The 18,712-nt window shown below is 30.4% G+C and carries 21 protein-coding genes; all 21 read left to right on the top strand.

Going from position 1 to position 18,712, the window contains the following annotated elements; genetic code table 11:
- The 21 genes from KQI42_RS18650 (at position 1) to yhbY (ending at position 18,684) form a co-directional block, all read left to right on the top strand.
- Entirely contained in the window at positions 1 to 582 is a 582-nt protein-coding gene (locus KQI42_RS18650; RefSeq protein WP_216521969.1) for a nucleoside triphosphate pyrophosphatase, read from the top strand.
- Between the two features lie 32 nt (positions 583 to 614).
- Positions 615 to 1,322, top strand: coding sequence for a RadC family protein (radC, locus tag KQI42_RS18645; protein ID WP_216521967.1), 708 nt, complete (start codon positions 615 to 617; stop codon positions 1,320 to 1,322).
- A 27-nt stretch (positions 1,323 to 1,349) separates the two neighbouring features.
- On the top strand, positions 1,350 to 2,381 hold the full coding sequence (locus KQI42_RS18640) for a rod shape-determining protein (RefSeq protein ID WP_216521966.1): 1,032 nt from the start codon (positions 1,350 to 1,352) through the stop codon (positions 2,379 to 2,381).
- A gap of 11 nt (positions 2,382 to 2,392) precedes the next feature.
- Positions 2,393 to 3,229: a rod shape-determining protein MreC gene (mreC, locus tag KQI42_RS18635; RefSeq protein WP_216521965.1), complete on the top strand. Its 837-nt coding sequence runs from the start codon at positions 2,393 to 2,395 to the stop codon at positions 3,227 to 3,229.
- 10 nt (positions 3,230 to 3,239) lie between these two features.
- On the top strand, positions 3,240 to 3,746 hold the full coding sequence (gene mreD, locus KQI42_RS18630; RefSeq protein ID WP_246566744.1) for a rod shape-determining protein MreD: 507 nt from the start codon (positions 3,240 to 3,242) through the stop codon (positions 3,744 to 3,746).
- An 11-nt stretch (positions 3,747 to 3,757) separates the two neighbouring features.
- Entirely contained in the window at positions 3,758 to 7,096 is a 3,339-nt protein-coding gene (locus KQI42_RS18625; RefSeq protein ID WP_216521961.1) for a penicillin-binding transpeptidase domain-containing protein, read from the top strand.
- Positions 7,097 to 7,190: 94 nt separating this feature from the next.
- Positions 7,191 to 7,862, top strand: a complete 672-nt coding sequence (minC, locus tag KQI42_RS18620; protein ID WP_216521960.1) for a septum site-determining protein MinC — start codon at positions 7,191 to 7,193, stop codon at positions 7,860 to 7,862.
- Positions 7,863 to 7,880: 18 nt separating this feature from the next.
- Positions 7,881 to 8,693: a septum site-determining protein MinD gene (minD, locus tag KQI42_RS18615; RefSeq protein ID WP_246566742.1), complete on the top strand. Its 813-nt coding sequence runs from the start codon at positions 7,881 to 7,883 to the stop codon at positions 8,691 to 8,693.
- A gap of 14 nt (positions 8,694 to 8,707) precedes the next feature.
- Entirely contained in the window at positions 8,708 to 8,992 is a 285-nt protein-coding gene (gene minE, locus KQI42_RS18610; protein ID WP_216521959.1) for a cell division topological specificity factor MinE, read from the top strand.
- Positions 8,993 to 9,097: 105 nt separating this feature from the next.
- Positions 9,098 to 9,892, top strand: a complete 795-nt coding sequence (locus KQI42_RS18605) for an FMN-binding protein (protein WP_216521958.1) — start codon at positions 9,098 to 9,100, stop codon at positions 9,890 to 9,892.
- 65 nt (positions 9,893 to 9,957) lie between these two features.
- The gene (locus KQI42_RS18600) at positions 9,958 to 11,013 is read left to right on the top strand and encodes an FAD:protein FMN transferase (RefSeq protein WP_216521957.1); all 1,056 of its coding nucleotides are present in this window, start codon (positions 9,958 to 9,960) and stop codon (positions 11,011 to 11,013) included.
- A 60-nt stretch (positions 11,014 to 11,073) separates the two neighbouring features.
- Positions 11,074 to 11,742, top strand: coding sequence for a murein hydrolase activator EnvC family protein (locus tag KQI42_RS18595; protein ID WP_216521955.1), 669 nt, complete (start codon positions 11,074 to 11,076; stop codon positions 11,740 to 11,742).
- A 120-nt stretch (positions 11,743 to 11,862) separates the two neighbouring features.
- Positions 11,863 to 13,707, top strand: coding sequence for a TIGR03960 family B12-binding radical SAM protein (locus KQI42_RS18590; RefSeq protein WP_216521953.1), 1,845 nt, complete (start codon positions 11,863 to 11,865; stop codon positions 13,705 to 13,707).
- Entirely contained in the window at positions 13,704 to 14,402 is a 699-nt protein-coding gene (locus KQI42_RS18585; protein WP_216521951.1) for a TIGR03936 family radical SAM-associated protein, read from the top strand. The genes KQI42_RS18590 and KQI42_RS18585 overlap by 4 nt, the downstream gene beginning before the upstream one ends.
- A gap of 17 nt (positions 14,403 to 14,419) precedes the next feature.
- The gene (locus tag KQI42_RS18580) at positions 14,420 to 15,655 is read left to right on the top strand and encodes an Rne/Rng family ribonuclease (protein ID WP_216521949.1); all 1,236 of its coding nucleotides are present in this window, start codon (positions 14,420 to 14,422) and stop codon (positions 15,653 to 15,655) included.
- A 111-nt stretch (positions 15,656 to 15,766) separates the two neighbouring features.
- Positions 15,767 to 16,078 carry a 50S ribosomal protein L21 gene (gene rplU, locus KQI42_RS18575; protein WP_216521948.1) on the top strand — a complete coding sequence of 104 codons (312 nt, stop codon included), beginning with the start codon at positions 15,767 to 15,769 and terminating at the stop codon, positions 16,076 to 16,078.
- A 4-nt stretch (positions 16,079 to 16,082) separates the two neighbouring features.
- On the top strand, positions 16,083 to 16,430 hold the full coding sequence (locus KQI42_RS18570; RefSeq protein WP_216521947.1) for a ribosomal-processing cysteine protease Prp: 348 nt from the start codon (positions 16,083 to 16,085) through the stop codon (positions 16,428 to 16,430).
- Positions 16,431 to 16,433: 3 nt separating this feature from the next.
- On the top strand, positions 16,434 to 16,724 hold the full coding sequence (gene rpmA, locus KQI42_RS18565; RefSeq protein WP_216521946.1) for a 50S ribosomal protein L27: 291 nt from the start codon (positions 16,434 to 16,436) through the stop codon (positions 16,722 to 16,724).
- 176 nt (positions 16,725 to 16,900) lie between these two features.
- The gene (obgE, locus tag KQI42_RS18560; RefSeq protein WP_216521944.1) at positions 16,901 to 18,169 is read left to right on the top strand and encodes a GTPase ObgE; all 1,269 of its coding nucleotides are present in this window, start codon (positions 16,901 to 16,903) and stop codon (positions 18,167 to 18,169) included.
- Between the two features lie 20 nt (positions 18,170 to 18,189).
- Positions 18,190 to 18,372: a hypothetical protein gene (locus KQI42_RS18555; RefSeq protein WP_216521942.1), complete on the top strand. Its 183-nt coding sequence runs from the start codon at positions 18,190 to 18,192 to the stop codon at positions 18,370 to 18,372.
- Positions 18,373 to 18,390: 18 nt separating this feature from the next.
- A complete protein-coding gene (yhbY, locus tag KQI42_RS18550) occupies positions 18,391 to 18,684 on the top strand; it encodes a ribosome assembly RNA-binding protein YhbY (RefSeq protein WP_216521941.1) in 294 nt (97 codons plus the stop codon).
- The last annotated feature ends 28 nt before the right edge of the window (positions 18,685 to 18,712 follow it).

The raw sequence follows: 18,712 nt of genomic DNA, 5'->3' as shown, positions 1-18,712 counted from the left end.
ATGGATAAGATAATATTAGCTTCTTCTTCTCCTAGAAGAAGAGAGTTATTAAATAGATATAAGTTAAATCCTGTTATTGTAGAAAGCAATATTGAAGAAAAAATTATTAGTGGAGAAGAACCTGAACAAATAGCTATGTCTTTGGCTTTTGAGAAGGCCTATGAAGTTAGTACAAGATTTAACGAAAGCGAGATTGTTATAGGAGCTGATACTATTGTAGCTTTTCAAAAAAACATTTTAGGAAAGCCAAAAGATGAAAAAGAAGCTTATGAAATTATAAAATTATTAAGTGGGAGAGAACACTATGTTATTACTGGTATAAGTATTATTAAAGTAAATACCAATATTAAGTTAGTAGATTATGAGAGAACAAAAGTAAAATTTAGAAATTTATCTGAAGATAAGATTAAAAAGTATATTAGCACTAAGGAATATCTAGACAAAGCAGGTGCTTATGGAATTCAAGGATATGGTGAAATTTTAGTAGAAAGAATAGAGGGATGTTATTCAAATGTAGTAGGGTTACCCTTAGGGAAATTAGACCACTTGCTGAATAAATTTTTTAATATAAATATATTATAAATTAAATATATTATAAATGAGTAGGTGAGGGTATGGGGGGAAAACTAGATGTTAGTAAGAGCTACACTATAAAGGATCTTCCTTTAAGTGAAAGGCCTAGAGAAAAATTATATAATTATGGAGTAGAAACTTTATCTAATGTAGAATTGTTAGCAATAATCATAAGAACAGGACATAAAGAAGATACAGCTATAGATTTAGCTAGAAGAATTTTAAGTTTAGATAATCGAGGCATTGGATTTTTAACAGATGCTACATTAGAAGAGTTGACCGAGATAAAGGGAATTGGAAGCTGTAAGGCAGCTCAAATATTAGCAGCTATTGAAATTGGAAAAAGATTAAACAGTAGAGGAACTGAAAGCAAGATTAAGGTTACATCTCCTTCAGTCTTAGTAGATTTACTAATGGGTGAAATGAGATACTTAAAGAAAGAACATTTTAAAATTGCTATACTTGATACTAAAAATCAAGTTATAGTTATTGAAAATATATCTATTGGTAATTTAAATGCTTCCATAGTTCACCCACGAGAGGTTTTTAATGTAGCAATAAAAAGAAGTGGGAATTCTATGATACTAATACATAACCATCCAAGTGGAGATCCTAGTCCAAGTAATGAAGATATTAATATCACCAATCGACTTATAGAAGCAGGAAATATAGTAGGTATAAAAGTGTTAGATCATATTATAATTGGAGACAATAGATATATAAGTTTTAAGGAAAAAAATCTAATTTAGGCTTTGTGAAAGGAAGGAGTAAATAAAATGGGATTATTTAGTGCATTTTCAAAGGATATGGGTATTGATTTAGGAACTGCAAATACTTTAGTATATATAAAGGGAAAAGATATAGTTATAAGAGAGCCTTCTGTAGTTGCGATTCAGACTAATACAAAGCAAGTATTAGCCGTAGGAGAAGAAGCAAAAAAAATGATTGGTAGGACTCCAGGAAATATTGTAGCTATAAGACCTTTAAGAGATGGAGTTATAGCAGATTTTGATGTTACTCAAAACATGTTAAAATATTTTATTAGAAAATCTACTCAAAGAAGATCTCTTTTTCAGCCAAGGGTAGTAGTTTGCGTACCTAGTGGAGTAACTGAAGTAGAGAAAAGAGCTGTAGAAGAAGCTGCTATTCATGCTGGAGCTAGGGATGCTTACTTAATAGAAGAACCTATGGCTGCCGCTATAGGAGCAGGTCTACCAGTTCAAGAAGCAACAGGAAGTATGATAGTAGATATTGGTGGTGGAACTACAGAGGTAGCGATAATATCTTTAGGAGGAATTGTAACAAGTAAGTCCATTAGAGTAGGTGGAGATGAATTGGATGAGTCCATAGTAAGCTATATAAAGAAAGAATATAGTTTAATGATAGGAGAACGTACAGCTGAAGAAGTAAAAATTACTATTGGTTCAGCTGATATAAAAGCTAAAGAGTCTAAAATGCAAATTAGAGGAAGAGACTTAATTAGTGGTCTTCCAAAACCTATAGAGATAACTTCTAAAGAAATTTATGAAGCAATGAAAGAACCTATATATAGTATTTTGGAAGCAATTAAATCTACTTTAGAAAAGACTCCGCCAGAATTAGCGGCTGATGTTATGGAACTAGGTATAATGTTAACGGGAGGAGGGGCTTTACTAGAAGGAATTGATAGACTAATTAAAGCTGAAACAGGAATGCCTGTTCATATTGCAGAAAATCCATTAGATTGTGTAGCTATAGGTACTGGAAAAGCTCTTGATAGCATTGAAGTCCTTAAGAAAACATTGACTAATAATAAGAGAATAGGCTAAGTGGTGATGATATGTCTTTTTTCAAAAAATATAGGGATAGAATGGTAGTAACCAGTGTTGCTATCATTCTAATTATTATAATTGGGGCAACAAGTAGTGAGAGGATGGCTTTAACGAAGTTTGAGAAGATAATTGGTAATATGTTATCTCCTATTGAGAAAATAGTATATAATGCTGGAAAAAAAGTCACGGATTTTTTTGAAACTATAAAAAATATATCGAAATTAAAAAGAGAGAATGAAGAGCTGAAGAAAAAAATCACCCAATTAGAGCGAGATAATAGAAAGTATGAAGATATTATTGGAAAGACAGATTACTTAAAGAATGAAGCCAAATTAATGGAAGAAACTAACTACAACCTAATTACTTCCCAAATAATTGGAAAGGAACCTGGTAACTGGTATGATAGATTCACTATTGATAAAGGTTTAAAAGATGGTGTTAAGAAGGGTGCTACAGTTATTCAAGGTGTAGAAATAGATCAAAATGTTTTCCAAGAGGGCATAGTTGGAAGGGTAATAGATGTAGGAGATAATTGGGCAAAAGTGGTTACTATAATTGATGAAATTAGTAACATATCTTTTAAGATAATTAGGACTCAAGACGGAGGAGTTTTATCTGGAAGCATAGATGGACAAATAAGCGGATATCTTTTTGATAGTAAAGCAGATGTCATAAAAGGAGACAAGCTATATACATCTGGGTTAGGAGGAGCTTTTGTTAAAGATTTATACATTGGTGAAGTAAGTGAGGTAGTTAAACATGATGAGGATTTAATAAAGAGAATAACCATTAATCCAGCCATAAACTTTAAGAAGTTATATAGAGTATATGTAATTTCGGATTAGTAATCGGGGGATGAAAGTGACAATACTTATAATATTTTTAACCATAATAATTAATTTTATATTACAAAGCACTATACTTCCGTATATTGGCATATTAGGGGTTGTTCCAAATACAACCCTTGTTGTTGTTGTTATTATTTCTTTATTAAGAGGAAAGTATTATGGAAGTTTTACAGGCTTAATAATGGGATTGTTACAGGATATTATATTTAGTCCTGTTATAGGAATCAATGGATTTATTTATTTCTTCGTAGGATATTTTATAGGATTAGCTGAAAATAAACTATCCAAGGATAGTGTGCTAATACCTATTTTAATTTCTATCGTGTCAACACTGTTTTATAATTTTGCTTATTATGTTTTTATGTTCTTTTTATCACGAGAGATTCTTTTTCTACCTTTAATTAAAAACATAGTATCTATTGAAGTTTTATACAATAGTTTAATATCTATTGGAATTTACAAGATTTTTTCTAAAATATTAATAGTGCCTTCTATAAGGTTTGGCAGAAGATAGGAGTGAGTTAATTGAAGCTATTAGAAAAGTTAAAGAATAGATATAATATATTAATAATATTTCTTTCACTAATGATGCTTGTCTTATCTTTTAGATTGGCTACATTAACTATAGTCAAAGGGGATGAATATAGATATACAGCTGATAATAAAAGGCTTAAAGAGGTTTATACTACGGCACCTAGAGGTGAAATAAGAGATAGGTATGGAAGATTACTTGCTGGAAATAAACCTAGTTTTACTGTTCAAATTTTAAAAGATGAATTAATTAGGAAAGATAGGACAGAAAAAAATAAAGCCTTATTATCTTTAGCTAGACTTTTAGAAGAAGACGGAGTTAGTTATGTAGATGAATTCCCTATAGAATTAAATGTATTTAAATATAAGAATGAAGAAGATTATTTAAACGAAAACTTAAACCCCAACGATAAGGTTATTGATATTATAATTAATAACAATTTATTACCAGAAATATTGGGTACTTATTATCAGCATGGAGAATATAAAGAACATTATCAATTTATTACAGCTAATAGAGCAATAAATGCTTTGGAAAACAAGGGAATAGACGTTCCTATAATTACCAAATTATCGGAGGAAGGATTAAATATTGCTTATGACCCTAACAAGGATATAGAAAAATGGAAAAAGCAATATAGTTTAGGTGTAGATACACAGCCCGTAAATGCTTTAATGAAATTAATTAACAATGATAAGACTATTATTAGAAAAATAATTGATCATCCTATATCACGTCAATTAGTATTTCAACTTTTAGAAGGGCAAAATCTCTCTCAAGATATTAATTTAGTTGAGTACTCTCTTACTTTTGATGAAGAGTATTTAAAGCAAAAGAGAACCTTGATGAAAAGTTATCCTGGAGTAACTTTAACTACTACAGCAGAAGAGGATTTTGTAAACATAGTCATTAGTACTTCTCTAGAAAGTATGCTTGAAAAAACTATAGTTTCAGAGGAAGGTAAAGGAAACAGTAAAACTATTATTCCTGGTCAAATATTAATTGATATGATAAAAGAAAAAGGAACAGATGTACCTATTACTGCTGAGCTAAATAAGGAAGAAAATACAATTTTATATAAATATACAGGAAAAGACACAATTGGAGAAAAGAGACCTGTAGATATACTAATAGATTATGGAAAGAAAACTAAGACTCTAGAAGATTTTATTACAGATGATAATATAAAAGTTTTAGCTCAAGAACAACTTTTAAGTAATGGAATAAATCCTAGAATTTCTATTTCTAAAGGGTTTGAATATGTGGCTATTAACAATAAAAATAAGTGGAATAACAGTTATAAAATTGAAGAGGGAAGTTCAGCAGAAGAAGCTTTTAATCATATAAAAGAGAGATATGAAATACCAGATATTTTAAGTAAATTTGAAAGTAGATCTATATTATCATTACATGAACAATTAGATAAACAAGGTTATCTGGCGTATCAACCAATTAACATAGCCTATGGAATAAAGGATACTACGGTAGCTAAAATTGAAGAAGGGCTAATGGAGTTACCAGGAATACAAGTTTCTGTTGAGCCTGTTAGATATTATCCAGAAGGGAATACAGCTGCTCACATATTAGGGTATCTAGGTAAGATTAGTCAGCCTAATGAAATAAAAAAGTATGTAGATGAAAATAAATATTCTCCTAATGATATTATTGGGAAAACGGGAATTGAAGAAAAATTTGAAAGTGAGCTTAGAGGAAAAAATGGAATTAAAAGAGTTGAAGTAGATGTGAAAGGAAACACTACCAGTGTAATTGATGAAGAAAAACCTACACCTGGAAACAATATTTACTTAACTATAGATTCTAAATTACAAAAGGTCGCAGAAGAATCTTTGAGAAAAACTTTAGAGCAAATTCAAAGAGGAGGAACCTATGATAGTAAATGGGGTGACTATAAATTTGGAACAAATAGAAAGAAAGGTAGACCTTACGTTAATGCTACATCTGGAGCCGTAGTTGCCATTGATGTTAAAACTGGTGAAGTGTTAGCTTTGGTTAGCTATCCATCTTATGATCCAAATTTATTTTCTACAGGAATATCTAGTACAGACTGGATAAGTCTATTTCCTGAAAACGAAGAAGATCCATTAGCCCCTAGACCTTTGTATAATGTAGCTATTCAGACAGCAGTTCAGCCTGGATCGACTTTTAAGATGGTGACTGCTCTTGCAGCTTTAGAAAAAGGTTTAAGTCCTACAAAAACTATTAGAGATATGGGGTATGTAGAAGTAGGTAATAAACCATTTAAATGTTTGATATGGACTCAAAGTCGAGGAAGTCATGGTTATGAAAATGTATATGATGCTTTAAGAGATTCTTGTAACTATTACTTTTATTCTGTGGCTTTAGGGAAGAACCAAAGAACAGGAGAATCTTTAGGAATGAAGGTAGATATTGAAGATATAGTTAATTTATCTAAACAGTTGGGATTAAATGACAAGACTGGTATTGAAACCAATATTCCTTCAGAAATGTCTGGCGGTGTACCAGATCCTCAAAGAAAAATAATAATTACAAAAAATTCATTAAAAAAGGATCTAAACAGAAATATTCAAGGATATATAAAAGATGATGTAAAGTTAACCGAATCTGAAATAAAGGAAGTTATTGATGAGATTGTTAGTTGGACAGAAATGGAAGAGCCATTAACTAGAGGCGAGGTTATAAGAAGGTTAAATGCTTTGGGCTTAGAACCAGAGAAAAGGTTACCAGGTGATAGAGAAGGATTAGCTGATAAAATTAAGTATACTTATTTAAATCAAGCAGGTTGGAATATATCGGACACCTTAAATGTAACCATAGGTCAAGGTCAAAATTCTTATACTCCTATACAAATGGCAAACTTTATTTCTACACTTTCTAATGGAGGATACAGACATGATGTTACTGTTGTAGATAGTATAAAGAATTTTGATAACTCTAAAACTGTATATGAACATAAAGTCAATCCAGAAAGAATTCAACTTAATGATTACAATAATTTAGAACATGTTAAGCTTGGTATGTTAAAGGTATCTACAGAAGGTACAGCTAGGAAGATATTTGCTAGCTTTCCTGTGAAAGTAGCAACTAAGACTGGGACTGCTGAAAAAAGTGGAATTAATCCATCTACAGGAGATACCTATGATGATTTTGCATGGTTTGTAGGCTTTGCTCCTTATGAGGAACCAGAAATTGCAGTAGCGGCAGTAATTTTTCAAGGTGGTAGTGGAGGATATGCAGGTCCCTTAGCTCGAGAAATTATTGCTGAGTATCTTGGATTAAATGCTGATGAAACAAAAGAAACATTACCTTTTGAAAGTGAATTGGCTAGGTAATACCTTCCATTTCACTTTTTTTAAAGAATAAGAAGGAATCTAGAAAAATTTGCAGAATATTAAATAGATAAATTATTTGGAGGTAATAATTGAAGTGAAGGACGATGTAATAACTTTTAAAGGTGTCAAAGAAGGAATTTTCATTGATATAAAAAGTGGCAACTTACATCTTGTTAAAGAGGAATTAGATGAAAAACTTAAAGATTCCATAGTTTTCTTTCAAGGTGCTAAATTATTAGGTGTTAGAGGAAGGAACCTGTCCCACATGGAAATTAATGAGATAAAATCAATTATTAAGGACAAATATAATTTAAGTATTTCTGAGGAAGGTCTACCCGAATACTTAAATGAAGAAGATATTTTAGATGATTTAAAAGAAAGTTTTAATAATCCTTTGGCCGATAATGATATATTTCAGGGTATAGAAGAAGGTATGACAAAGTTCATAAATGGCACATTAAGATCAGGACAAGTAGTAGAATATTCTGGAAATATTGTTATTGTAGGAGATGTGAATCCGGGAGCACTTATTAAAGCAAAAGGAAATATAGTAGTTCTCGGAACTTTAAGAGGAGTTGCCCATGCTGGAATAGATGGAAATTTGGAAGCAATAGTTGCGGCATATAATCTACAGCCCACTCAATTAAGGATTGCTGATAAAATTGCCAGACCACCAGATGAGAATATAATTTCCTATAAGTTACCTGAGGTGGCAAAAGTACATGGTGGCGAAGTAATGATAGAGCCATACTTACCTAAAAAATAATGAAAAGGAGGAAGAAATATGGAGAATGAAAAGATTGGAACTGCCGTAGTAATAACATCTGGAAAAGGTGGAGTTGGAAAAACTACTACTACAGCTAATATAGGAACAGGGTTAGCAATATTAGGAAAATCTGTAGTAGTAGTAGATTCAGATATTGGACTTAGAAATCTCGATGTAGTTATGGGGCTTGAAAATAGAATAGTTTATGATATTGTAGATGTTGTAGAAAAGAACTGTAGATTGAAGCAGGGATTAATTAGAGATAAAAGATATGATAAACTATATCTTTTACCAGCAGCTCAAACAAAAGATAAGTCAGCAGTAAAGCCTGAACAGATGTTGGAGTTGGTCAATAATTTAAAGAAAGAGTTTGATTATGTAATAATTGATTCCCCAGCTGGAATAGAACAAGGATTTCAAAATTCTATAGCAGGAGCAGATATGGCTATAATAGTCACTACACCAGAAATTTCTGCTGTAAGGGATGCAGATAGGGTTATAGGTTTGTTAGAGGCGAAAGGATTGCAAGATCCAAGATTAGTTATAAATAGGATTAGACCAGAAATGGTAAAAAGAGGCGATATGATGAATATTGATGATATTATCGATATATTAGCTATTGATTTATTAGGAATTGTTCCAGATGACGAAGCTATAGTCATATCCACTAACAAAGGAGAACCTGTAGTTATAGAGGAAAAAGCCATGTCAGGTAAAGCCTTTAGAAATATTACCAGAAGAATAATAGGAGAAGAAGTAGAATTACTTGATTTGGACAGTAATGATGAAGGGAAATTTACTAAAATACTTAAACTATTGTTTGGTAAATAAAGGGGGGAGGAACTTTGGATCTGTTTAAATTGTTTAGTAAAAATCAAGAGAAAAGTAAAAATGTAGCTAAAGAAAGGCTTAAACTTGTTTTGGTTCACGACAGAGCAGATTTATCACCAAAGTTTTTAGAAATGATTAAAGGAGACATTATAAGAGTAATATCTGAATATGCTGAAATTGATGAAGAAGGCTTAGATATAAAATTAACTAGAATGAAAAAAGAAGGAGATATATCACCAATCTCTGCTTTGGTAGCTAATATACCCATAAATAAAGTAAAAGATAGTAATTTGAAATAAAAATGAAGTATTGAAAAAATATGGGGATTTAGGTATAATATATAAGGGAATTATGTTAATTCCTTCGCGACAAACTATTTTAAAATATTAGGAGGTAATAAACAAATGAAAAGAAAGTTTTTATCTTTAGGATTAGTGCTGGTTTTAATGGCTGCTGTTTTTACAGGATGTGCTAAGAAAGAAGCGCCTGTTAATGAAAATGACTCAGCTGAAACATCTGCCGAAACAAGTAAAGATTTAAAAGATGGTAGTTATTTAGTTAAAATGCCAGTAAGTGATCACGGAAATTATCCAATGGCTACATTAGAAGTAAAAGATGGACAAGTTGCTGGATTTAGTTATAATGAATATTTAGCAGATTCTGGAGAAGAAAAGAATGAATCAAACTATAAATATCCAGAAGGATTAGCTGTAATAAAAGATTTAAATGAACAATTTAATGAAAAGAAAGATTTAAGTCAAGTTGATTTTGATGCAGTTTCAGGAGCAACTCATACTAAAGAAAGTTTTAAAGAAGTAGTAGCTGCTCTAATAGATAAAGCTGCTAAAGGAGAAGAATATACACCTGCATTTAAAGATGGTGAATATGAAGCAAAAGCTGCAGAGGCAAGTCATGGTTGGTTAGCACAAGCTAAAGTTGTTGTTAAAGAAGGACAAATTGTTGGTGTTGACTATGCTGAAATAGCTGTGGAAGATATGGATGGAGTTAAAACTGGAGATAGAAAGTCTGCAGAGAATTATACTTATGAAGAATCCTTTAATGTTATTAATGCTGTTCAAAAATTAGTTATTGATAATAATGGATCTGAAAGTTTAAGCTTAGATGGAATTACTGGCGCAACTAATACAAGAACTACAATGGTAGATCTTGTAAGCCAAGCATTAAATACTGCAAAATAGTGAAAATAAAAACCCTGACTAGAAAAGTTGGGGTTTTTTCAAATAAATTAAGAAGGGATAGTATTATGAAATTTAAAAAAGTTATAGTACCCAGTTTAATTATAGCAACACTTTTAATTTTAACAGGTTGTAGTACTAAAAAATCGGCTAACTTTGAGCCAATATCTAAGACGGATTTTTTAATGGATACGGTCGTAACTATTAAAATTTATGATAAAAATGATGAAAAAATAATGGATAAAGTCTTTGATAGATTGAAGGAAATAGAAAATAGAATGAGTGCTACTATTGATAGTAGTGATGTAAACAGAGTAAACCAGGAAGCAGGGATTAATCCTGTTGAAGTTCATGATGATGTATATTATGTTATTAAAACAGCAAAATATTATGCAGAAATTTCAAAAGGTGCCTATGATCCAACTATAGGTCCTTTAGTAGAATTATGGAATATTAAAGGTGATGAAAAGGAAAGAGATTTAATTCCTAGTGATAAGGAGATAAAAGAAAAAAAAGCTCTTGTAGATTATAAAAAACTAGAAATATTAGAAGATAATAAAGTGTTTCTTAAAGAAAAAGGCATGAAAATAAATCTTGGAGGAATTGTTAAAGGTTATGCAGCTGATGAGGTGAAAAGAATATTAATTGAAAATGAAGTTAATTCAGCTATAATTGATTTAGGGGGAAATATTTATGCTTTAGGAGAGAAAACAGATGGTTCTCAATGGAAAATAGGTATACAAAATCCTTTTGAATTTACAGGAAATTATCTAGGTATTTTAGAAGTTAAAGATAAAACTATAGTAACTTCAGGGGATTATGAAAGATATTTTGAGCATAATGGGAAAAGATATCATCACATTATTGATGTAAAAACTGGTTATCCTACTGATAATGAAGTCACAGGAGTAAGTATAGTTTCAGATAAATCAATAGATGGTGATGCGTTATCTACTACCTTATTTGTATTGGGCGTAGATGAGGGAATGAAATTAGTTAATTCATTAAATGGAGTAGAAGCAATTTTTATATCTAAAGATAAAATAATCCACATACCTTCAAAATTAGATAATAATTTTAAATTAAAAGAAGGTAATAGTAATTTTAATATAAAGGAATATTAATTAAGGAATAAAACTTACCTTAACTAAATATCATAGTATTAAGTTAAGGTAGGTGATATTATGAAAAGAAGAGCAATTAGTTATAATTCAAAAGTTCCCTTTTATAAAAATAAATATTTTTATAAAAAACAGTTAAATCAAGTTATTTATGTGCTAACTATCTTGGTTATACTTCTTGTAATGAAGAGGTTAAATTATTCTGTTTCAAACAATATAATTGGAATAATTAACAAAGGTATTAATCATGAGTTTAGTATTAAAGAAGATGGGAAAAAAATTTGGGGTTATGCTAAAAAGCTTTCTAATGTATCCAAAAAAGCAGTTGAAGTATTTAATATTAAATCAACAGTTAAATATCCACCTCCTATTGATGGGAAAATATATAAAACCTTTGGTGAAACTATTAATATAAAAGGAAATAATAGCTTTAACGAGGGAATAGATATTATTCCCGAAGAAAATAAAGAGCCAGTAGCAATTAGTGATGGAGTGGTAACCAAAATAGAGGATAAAGGGAATAAAGGTTATTTTATATACGTTAGCCACGAAAATATGGATACGGTATATGGATATTTAACAAAGGTTTATGTTAAAGAAAAAGATACTATAGAAACAGGGGACATACTTGGAACTCTTGGAACTAATAAAGATGGTAATAAGTATTTACGATTTGAAGTATGGGTGAAAGGAAAACCTGTAAATCCTATAGACTATATAGTAATGAAATAAAAACCTCGAGGCTTATGCTCGAGGTTTTTAAAATTTAGGGTTCTTTTAAATTTGTCTACTAAAACCAAAGAAAAAGTGATAATATAATAAATACAGTACTAATGAAAGGTGATAATAGTGATGATAAATACGAAGAAATTAGATAGAATTTTGAAAAAAGTAGAAAAGCCTGCTAGATATATAGGAATGGAGCAGAACTCCATAAAGAAGGATTTAAATAATGTTAATGTAAAGTTTGCCTTTTCATTTCCTGATGTATATGAAGTAGGTATGTCTCATTTAGGGCTCCATATATTATACAATTTATTAAATAGTCAAGAAGATATTGCTTGTGAAAGAGTTTTTGCTCCATGGATAGATATGGAAGAAGAAATGAGAAAAGAAGGGTTACCACTTTTTACGTTGGAAAATAAAGAAGAAGTAAGCAATTTTGATTTCCTCGGTTTTACTCTTCAATATGAAATGAGTTACACTAATATTTTAAATATGTTAGATTTAAGCAATATTCCTTTATTATCTAAAAATAGAAATGATAATCATCCTTTTATAATTGCAGGAGGTCCCTGTGCATATAACCCAGAGCCCCTGGCAGATATAATTGACTTTTTTGTCATAGGAGAAGGGGAAGAAGTAACTTTAGAAATATTAAATATTTATAAAATGCATAAAGAAAATAATTATGATAAAGATAGATTTCTAAAAGAAATTGCACAACTTGAGGGAGTATATGTACCAAAATTCTATGAGGTGACATATAAAGAAGATGGTACAATACAGAAAATGGAACCTACTGAGAAAGGTGTTCCTAAAATAATTAGGAAAAGAATGATTAAAGATTTAGATAAAATGTTTTCTCCAGAAAAGATGATAATACCATTTATAGAAACTGTTCATGATAGGATTACCTTAGAAATATTTAGAGGTTGTACACGAGGTTGTAGATTCTGTCAAGCTGGTATGATTTACAGACCTGTTAGAGAGAAAAGCACTGAAAGATTATTAGAATTAGCAGAAAAATTAGTAGAGAGTACAGGTTATGAAAATATTTCTTTGTCTTCTCTAAGTTCTTGTGACTATTCACAGCTTGAACTTCTAATCTCACAGCTCATGGATAGATTTGAAGAAAAAAAGGTTGGAGTATCTTTACCTTCTTTAAGATTAGATTCTTTTAGTATTGATGTTATAAAAGAAATAGAAAAAGTTAGAAAAACAGGACTTACTTTTGCTCCAGAAGCTGGAAGCCAAAGATTAAGAGATGTAATAAATAAAGGTATAAATGAAAAAGATCTAACAACCGCTGTATCTTATGCGTTTAAAGAAGGTTGGTCTACTATTAAATTATATTTTATGATAGGATTGCCTACGGAGACTGATGAAGATGTAATGGGAATTAAAAATCTAGCGTATAAGGTTAAAGATATGTTCTTTAGTATGCCAAAGGAAGAGAGAAAGGGTAATCTTAAGGTAACAGCTAGTGCTTCCTGTTTTGTACCTAAACCTTTTACTCCGTTTCAATGGGTATCACAAGATTCTATTGATGAATTTAATAGAAAGATTAATTTATTGAGAAATAGCATAAAGGATAATAAAGTAACTTTTAATTATCATGATTCTAAATTAAGTTATCTTGAAGCTATTGTAGCAAGAGGAGATAGAAGGTTGTCAAAGGTTTTAGTTAAAGCTTGGGAAAAAGGTTGTAAATTTGACGGATGGTCTGAACATTTTCAGTATGATAAGTGGATTGAAGCTCTTGAAGAATCTCGTATTGATGGAAGCTTTTATGCTTTAAGACAAAGAGATATAGAAGAAATACTTCCTTGGGATTTCATTAATCCAGGAGTATCTAAAGAATATTTAATAAAAGAATATAAAAAAGCTGTAGAAGGTGAACTTACAAAGGACTGTAGGTTAGGTTGTACAGGATGTGGTATAAATAAATGTTTTACAGGTGGTGTATGTAATTGATATTGAGAGTAAAATTTACTAAAAAGAACTATTTAAGATATATTTCTCATTTGGATTTAATGAGGCTATTTCAAAGGAATTTTAGAAGAGCAGGGATACCTATTAAATATTCAGAAGGATTTAATCCTCATCCTAAATTTTCTATAGCCAATCCTTTGTCCTTAGGAATAGAAAGTGAAGAGGAATATATGGACATAGATTTAGAAACAAAAATATCAGTAGAAGATTTTAAAGAAAAGATGAATAAAGTATTACCTAAAGACGTTCAAATACTGGAATCAGTATATTTAAAAAAAGGAGAATCTATATCTTCTCTTATTAGTTGGGCTTTTTATGAAATAAACTTTGACATTAATAGAGGTTTAGATAAATTAACCTTAGAAAATATTATTGAAGAATGGTTAAATTTAGATGAAATAATAATTACAAGGTTAAGGAAAAAAGGTAAAAATAGAGTTGAAAAAGATGAAGATATTAAGACCCATATAGGAAATATTGTTATAAAAAAATTAGAAGATAATAATATAATTATAGATGTACTTTTAAGGTCTGGAGATAAAGGAAACTTAAAGCCTATGGATTTTATGGAAGCTTTAAATAAATATTCTTCTATAAATATTGACATGGATTCTATTATGATAAAACGTTTAGGACTTTATGCTGAGAACAATAATAAAATCTATAAGCCATTATAGAGTTTAGGAGAGGTCTTATGAATTATATTTTTATTGATTTTAAAGACGATATAAATAGAGTAGGTATAGTTGAAGAAGGAAGATTAGTAGAATTTTATACTGAGGAAAAAAACAGCAAAAAGCTGGTTGGAAATGTATATAGAGGAAGGGTCAATAACGTTCTTATGGGAATGGAGGCAGCTTTTGTAGACATAGGTGAAGGTAAAAATGCTTATTTATATATAAAAAATGCTTTGCCTAAAGAACTAATGTATTCCAAAGAAGAATATAAAATAAATGATATAATTAAAAATGGTGAAGAAGTAATAGTACAGGTAATAAAAGAAGGCTTTGGAAACAAGGGGCCTAAAGTTACTACTCATATTGCATTGCCAGGAAGGTATATAGTCTTTACTCCTTATTCAAATAAAATCAATCTTTCAAGAAAAATCGAAGATTCTAAAGAAATTGAAAGACTTTATCAAATAGGAAAAAGAATAACAAAAGATAATAAGGGAATGATTTTAAGAACCGTATCTGAGGGTATAGAAGAATCTATTTTAGAAGAAGAATACAATATGCTATTTAATATTTATAAGAAAATTGAAAGAGAAAAAAATTTCTTACCATGTCCTAAACTTGTATATAGAGAATTAGATCTAGTTTACCAAGTAATAAGGGATAGATTTAATGAAGATATAAGTAAAATAATAGTAAATAATAGGGAAATTTATGATAATCTACTTCTTTTTGAAGATTATATTTCTTCAGGATTATGGAAAAAATTAGAGCTAGATAAGAACTTCGCTATTAACAAAGATGAACATATTCAAAAAGGTATAAAAGAAGCATTAGAAAGGAAAGTTAGTCTAAATAGTGGTGGATATATTGTAATAGATGAAACAGAAGCATTAACAGCTATCGATGTAAATACTGGCAAATACGTAGGAGTTAAATCTTTAGAAGATACAGTATTAAAAACTAATTTAGAAGCGGCAGAAGAAATAGCAAGACAAATTAGATTAAGGGATATAGGTGGTATTATAATTATAGATTTCATAGATATGAAAGATAAAAAAGATGTCTCTATGGTTTTAGATAAGTTAGAAGAGGTTTTGAAAAAGGATAAAAATAAAACTAATATGGTTGATATAACTAAATTAGGTCTAGTAGAAATAACTAGAAAAAAAGTTAGAAGAACTTTAGAAGCAAACTATTTTAAAAAATGTCCTACATGTGAGGGGAAAGGGAAAATACTTGATATTAACTATTGACAAACCCTCGTATTTTTGTTAAAATTTTTGGGTGTGGAGCCGCTCAATGTGGGTTTTAAGCTTAGGCACCTAACATTGGCGAGACTTGGTTAGAGGAGGTGCAATGTTATAATGTATGCTGTAATAGAGACAGGTGGTAAACAATATAGGGTACAAGAAGGAGATACAGTTTTTGTAGAAAAACTAGACGTAAAAGAAGGAGATACTGTTGATTTCTCAAAAGTTCTTCTAGTATCAAAAGAAGGCAATGTAGTTGTTGGAAAGCCTTATGTTGATGGTGCAAAAGTAGAAGGTACTGTATTAGAACAAGGAAAAGCTAAAAAAATCGTTGTTTTCAAATACAAAGCTAAGAAGAACTATAGAAAGAAACAAGGACATCGTCAGCCATATACTAAAGTTAAAGTTGAAAAGATTTTAGGCTAGAGAAATGCTAAAAATTAAGATTTTTAAGGATAAACAGGGATATATCAGGAAATATACTGTTGAAGGACATGCAAATTATGATGCATATGGAAAAGATATTGTATGTGCAGCTATATCTGTACTGACTCAGACAGCCTTGTTTTCGTTGGTAGAAGTATGTGGTGTAGAAGAAGACAAGATAGATTATTTTATAGATGACATAACAGGATATTTAGATGTTAATTTACCAGTAGACATAGATTTTTCATTATTGGATAAAACTGAAATAGTGTTAAAATCTTTAGAAGTAGGTATAAAATCTGTTATTGAAAGTTACCCAAAGTATGTAACTCTCGAATATGGGGAGGTGTAATGGATGATTAAATTGAACTTACAGCTATTCGCTACTAAAAAAGGAGTAGGTAGCTCCAGAAACGGTAGAGATAGTGAAGCCAAACGATTAGGTGTAAAAAGAGGAGATGGGCAATTTGTATTAGCAGGAAATATTCTTGTTAGACAAAGAGGAACAAAAATCCATCCTGGTAATAATGTAGGAAGAGGAAGCGATGATACATTATTTGCAACAGTAAACGGAGTAGTTAAATTTGAAAGAAAAGGTAGAGATAAAAAACAAGTTAGTGTTTATCCTGCAGAAGAATTAGCATAATCCATAAGCTTACCATCTGGTAAGCTTATATTTTTTTGTAGTATATTTTTATAATAATGGAATAAAATAAATTAAATTAGCATAGATACAAATTTGGCACTAAAATATTGACAGTCTAATATATATTGATATAATAAAATTACTAATAATATGCAAGAGAAAGTAAGGATGATGATATGTTTATTGATGTGGCAAAAGTGTTCGTAAAAGCTGGAAAAGGTGGGGATGGAGTTGTTGCGTGGAGAAGAGAGAAATATGAACCCTCAGGAGGCCCTTATGGAGGAGATGGAGGAGATGGCGGAAATATTATTTTAAAGGCTGATGAAGGTATTAGAACCTTAATGGACTTTCGGTATAAGCGTTCCTATAGTGCAGAAAGTGGAGAGAATGGTAGATCTAAAAAACAATATGGTAGAAATGGAAAGGACCTTATTTTGCGATTGCCAGTAGGGACTTTAGTAAAAGATGAAAAAACAGATAAGGTTATTGTAGACTTAAAGGAAAATGGTCAAACTTATATTATAGCTAGAGGTGGTAAAGGTGGTAGAGGAAATGCGAAATTCGCAACACCTACTCGTCAAGCTCCTGGTTTTGCTGAAGCTGGTACTAAAGGAGAAGAAAGAAGCATTCTTTTAGAACTTAAGCTATTAGCAGATGTGGGCTTAATTGGTTTTCCGAATGTAGGTAAGTCTACACTATTATCTATTCTTTCAGCAGCTAAGCCTAAAATTGCCAACTATCATTTTACAACTTTAACTCCAAATTTAGGTGTAGTTAGAGTAGATGAGGAGAAAAGCTTTGTCATAGCAGATATTCCTGGATTAATTGAAGGAGCCCATGAAGGAGCAGGTTTAGGTCATGATTTTCTAAGACATATTGAAAGAACTAGGATTTTGGTTCATGTTATTGATGCTTCAGGTAGCGAGGGCAGAGATCCTGTAGAAGATTTTTGCAAGATCAACGATGAACTAACTCAATATAATCCAAGATTAGGAGAAAAACCTCAAATCATTGTAGCAAATAAAATGGATATTCCGGAGGCTGAGGAAGGTCTAGAAAAAATAAAGGAAACTTTTGAATCCAAAGGATATAAAGTATATTCAATTTCTGCTGCTACATTAGAAGGTGTTAATGAGCTTAAGTATGGAATATGGGATATATTATCTAACATTGAAATAGACTATGAAACCTTCGATGAAGAATTAGAAGAGTTTGAAGATAAAGAAGAATCCATTATAGTAAAAAAAGAAGATGGAAAATTTATAGTAGAAGGAGATTTCATAGAAAAGTTGTTATATTCAACTTATTTTGACAATATTGATTCTCTAAGATATTTCCAAAATGTTATAAGAAAGAGGGGAGTTGTGGAAAGACTTAAGAAGTTAGGTATTGAAGAATATGACTCTGTATTTATTTGTGGGCATGAATTTGAATTTTTTGACTAAATGGAGGGTTTATAGGTAAAATGGACTGTTTAAATTGTGGAAACTGCAAAGAAAATCAACCAACATATTATTGTTTATCCAAAAATCAAGTAGTTATTAATGAAAATTATGAGCCAGAAGAAAAGTCAAGAACTGGCTGGAAGAAGGGAACTAAGAGCTACGAAATCCATAGAAGACAATCCAGAAAAGAAATAGAAGTTTAAACTAGAGGAGTGTATTAATTGCTAACTGGGAAACAAAGAAGCTATCTTAAAGGTATTGCTAATAACATAGATCCAATATTTCAATTAGGTAAAAATGGAGTAACAGAAAACTTTATAAAACAAGTAGATGAAGCTTTGGAAGCAAGAGAAATCATTAAAATAAAAGTACTAAAAAACAGCTTTTTAGATGCTAATCAAGTAGCTAGTGAATTAGCCGAGTCAGTTATGGCTGAATTTGTACAAAGTATTGGAAATAAGTTTGTATTGTATAGAGAATCAGTCGATAATAAAAGAATAGAATTACCAAGATAGATTGATATTTCATTAAACTTCAGAAATA

It is taken from the genome of Tissierella simiarum (assembly GCF_018917865.1).
In the GTDB taxonomy this organism is placed as follows: domain Bacteria; phylum Bacillota; class Clostridia; order Tissierellales; family Tissierellaceae; genus Tissierella_C; species Tissierella_C simiarum.
Note: the sequence above shows the minus strand (reverse complement) of the source record. Positions and strands in the feature narration are given on the sequence as shown.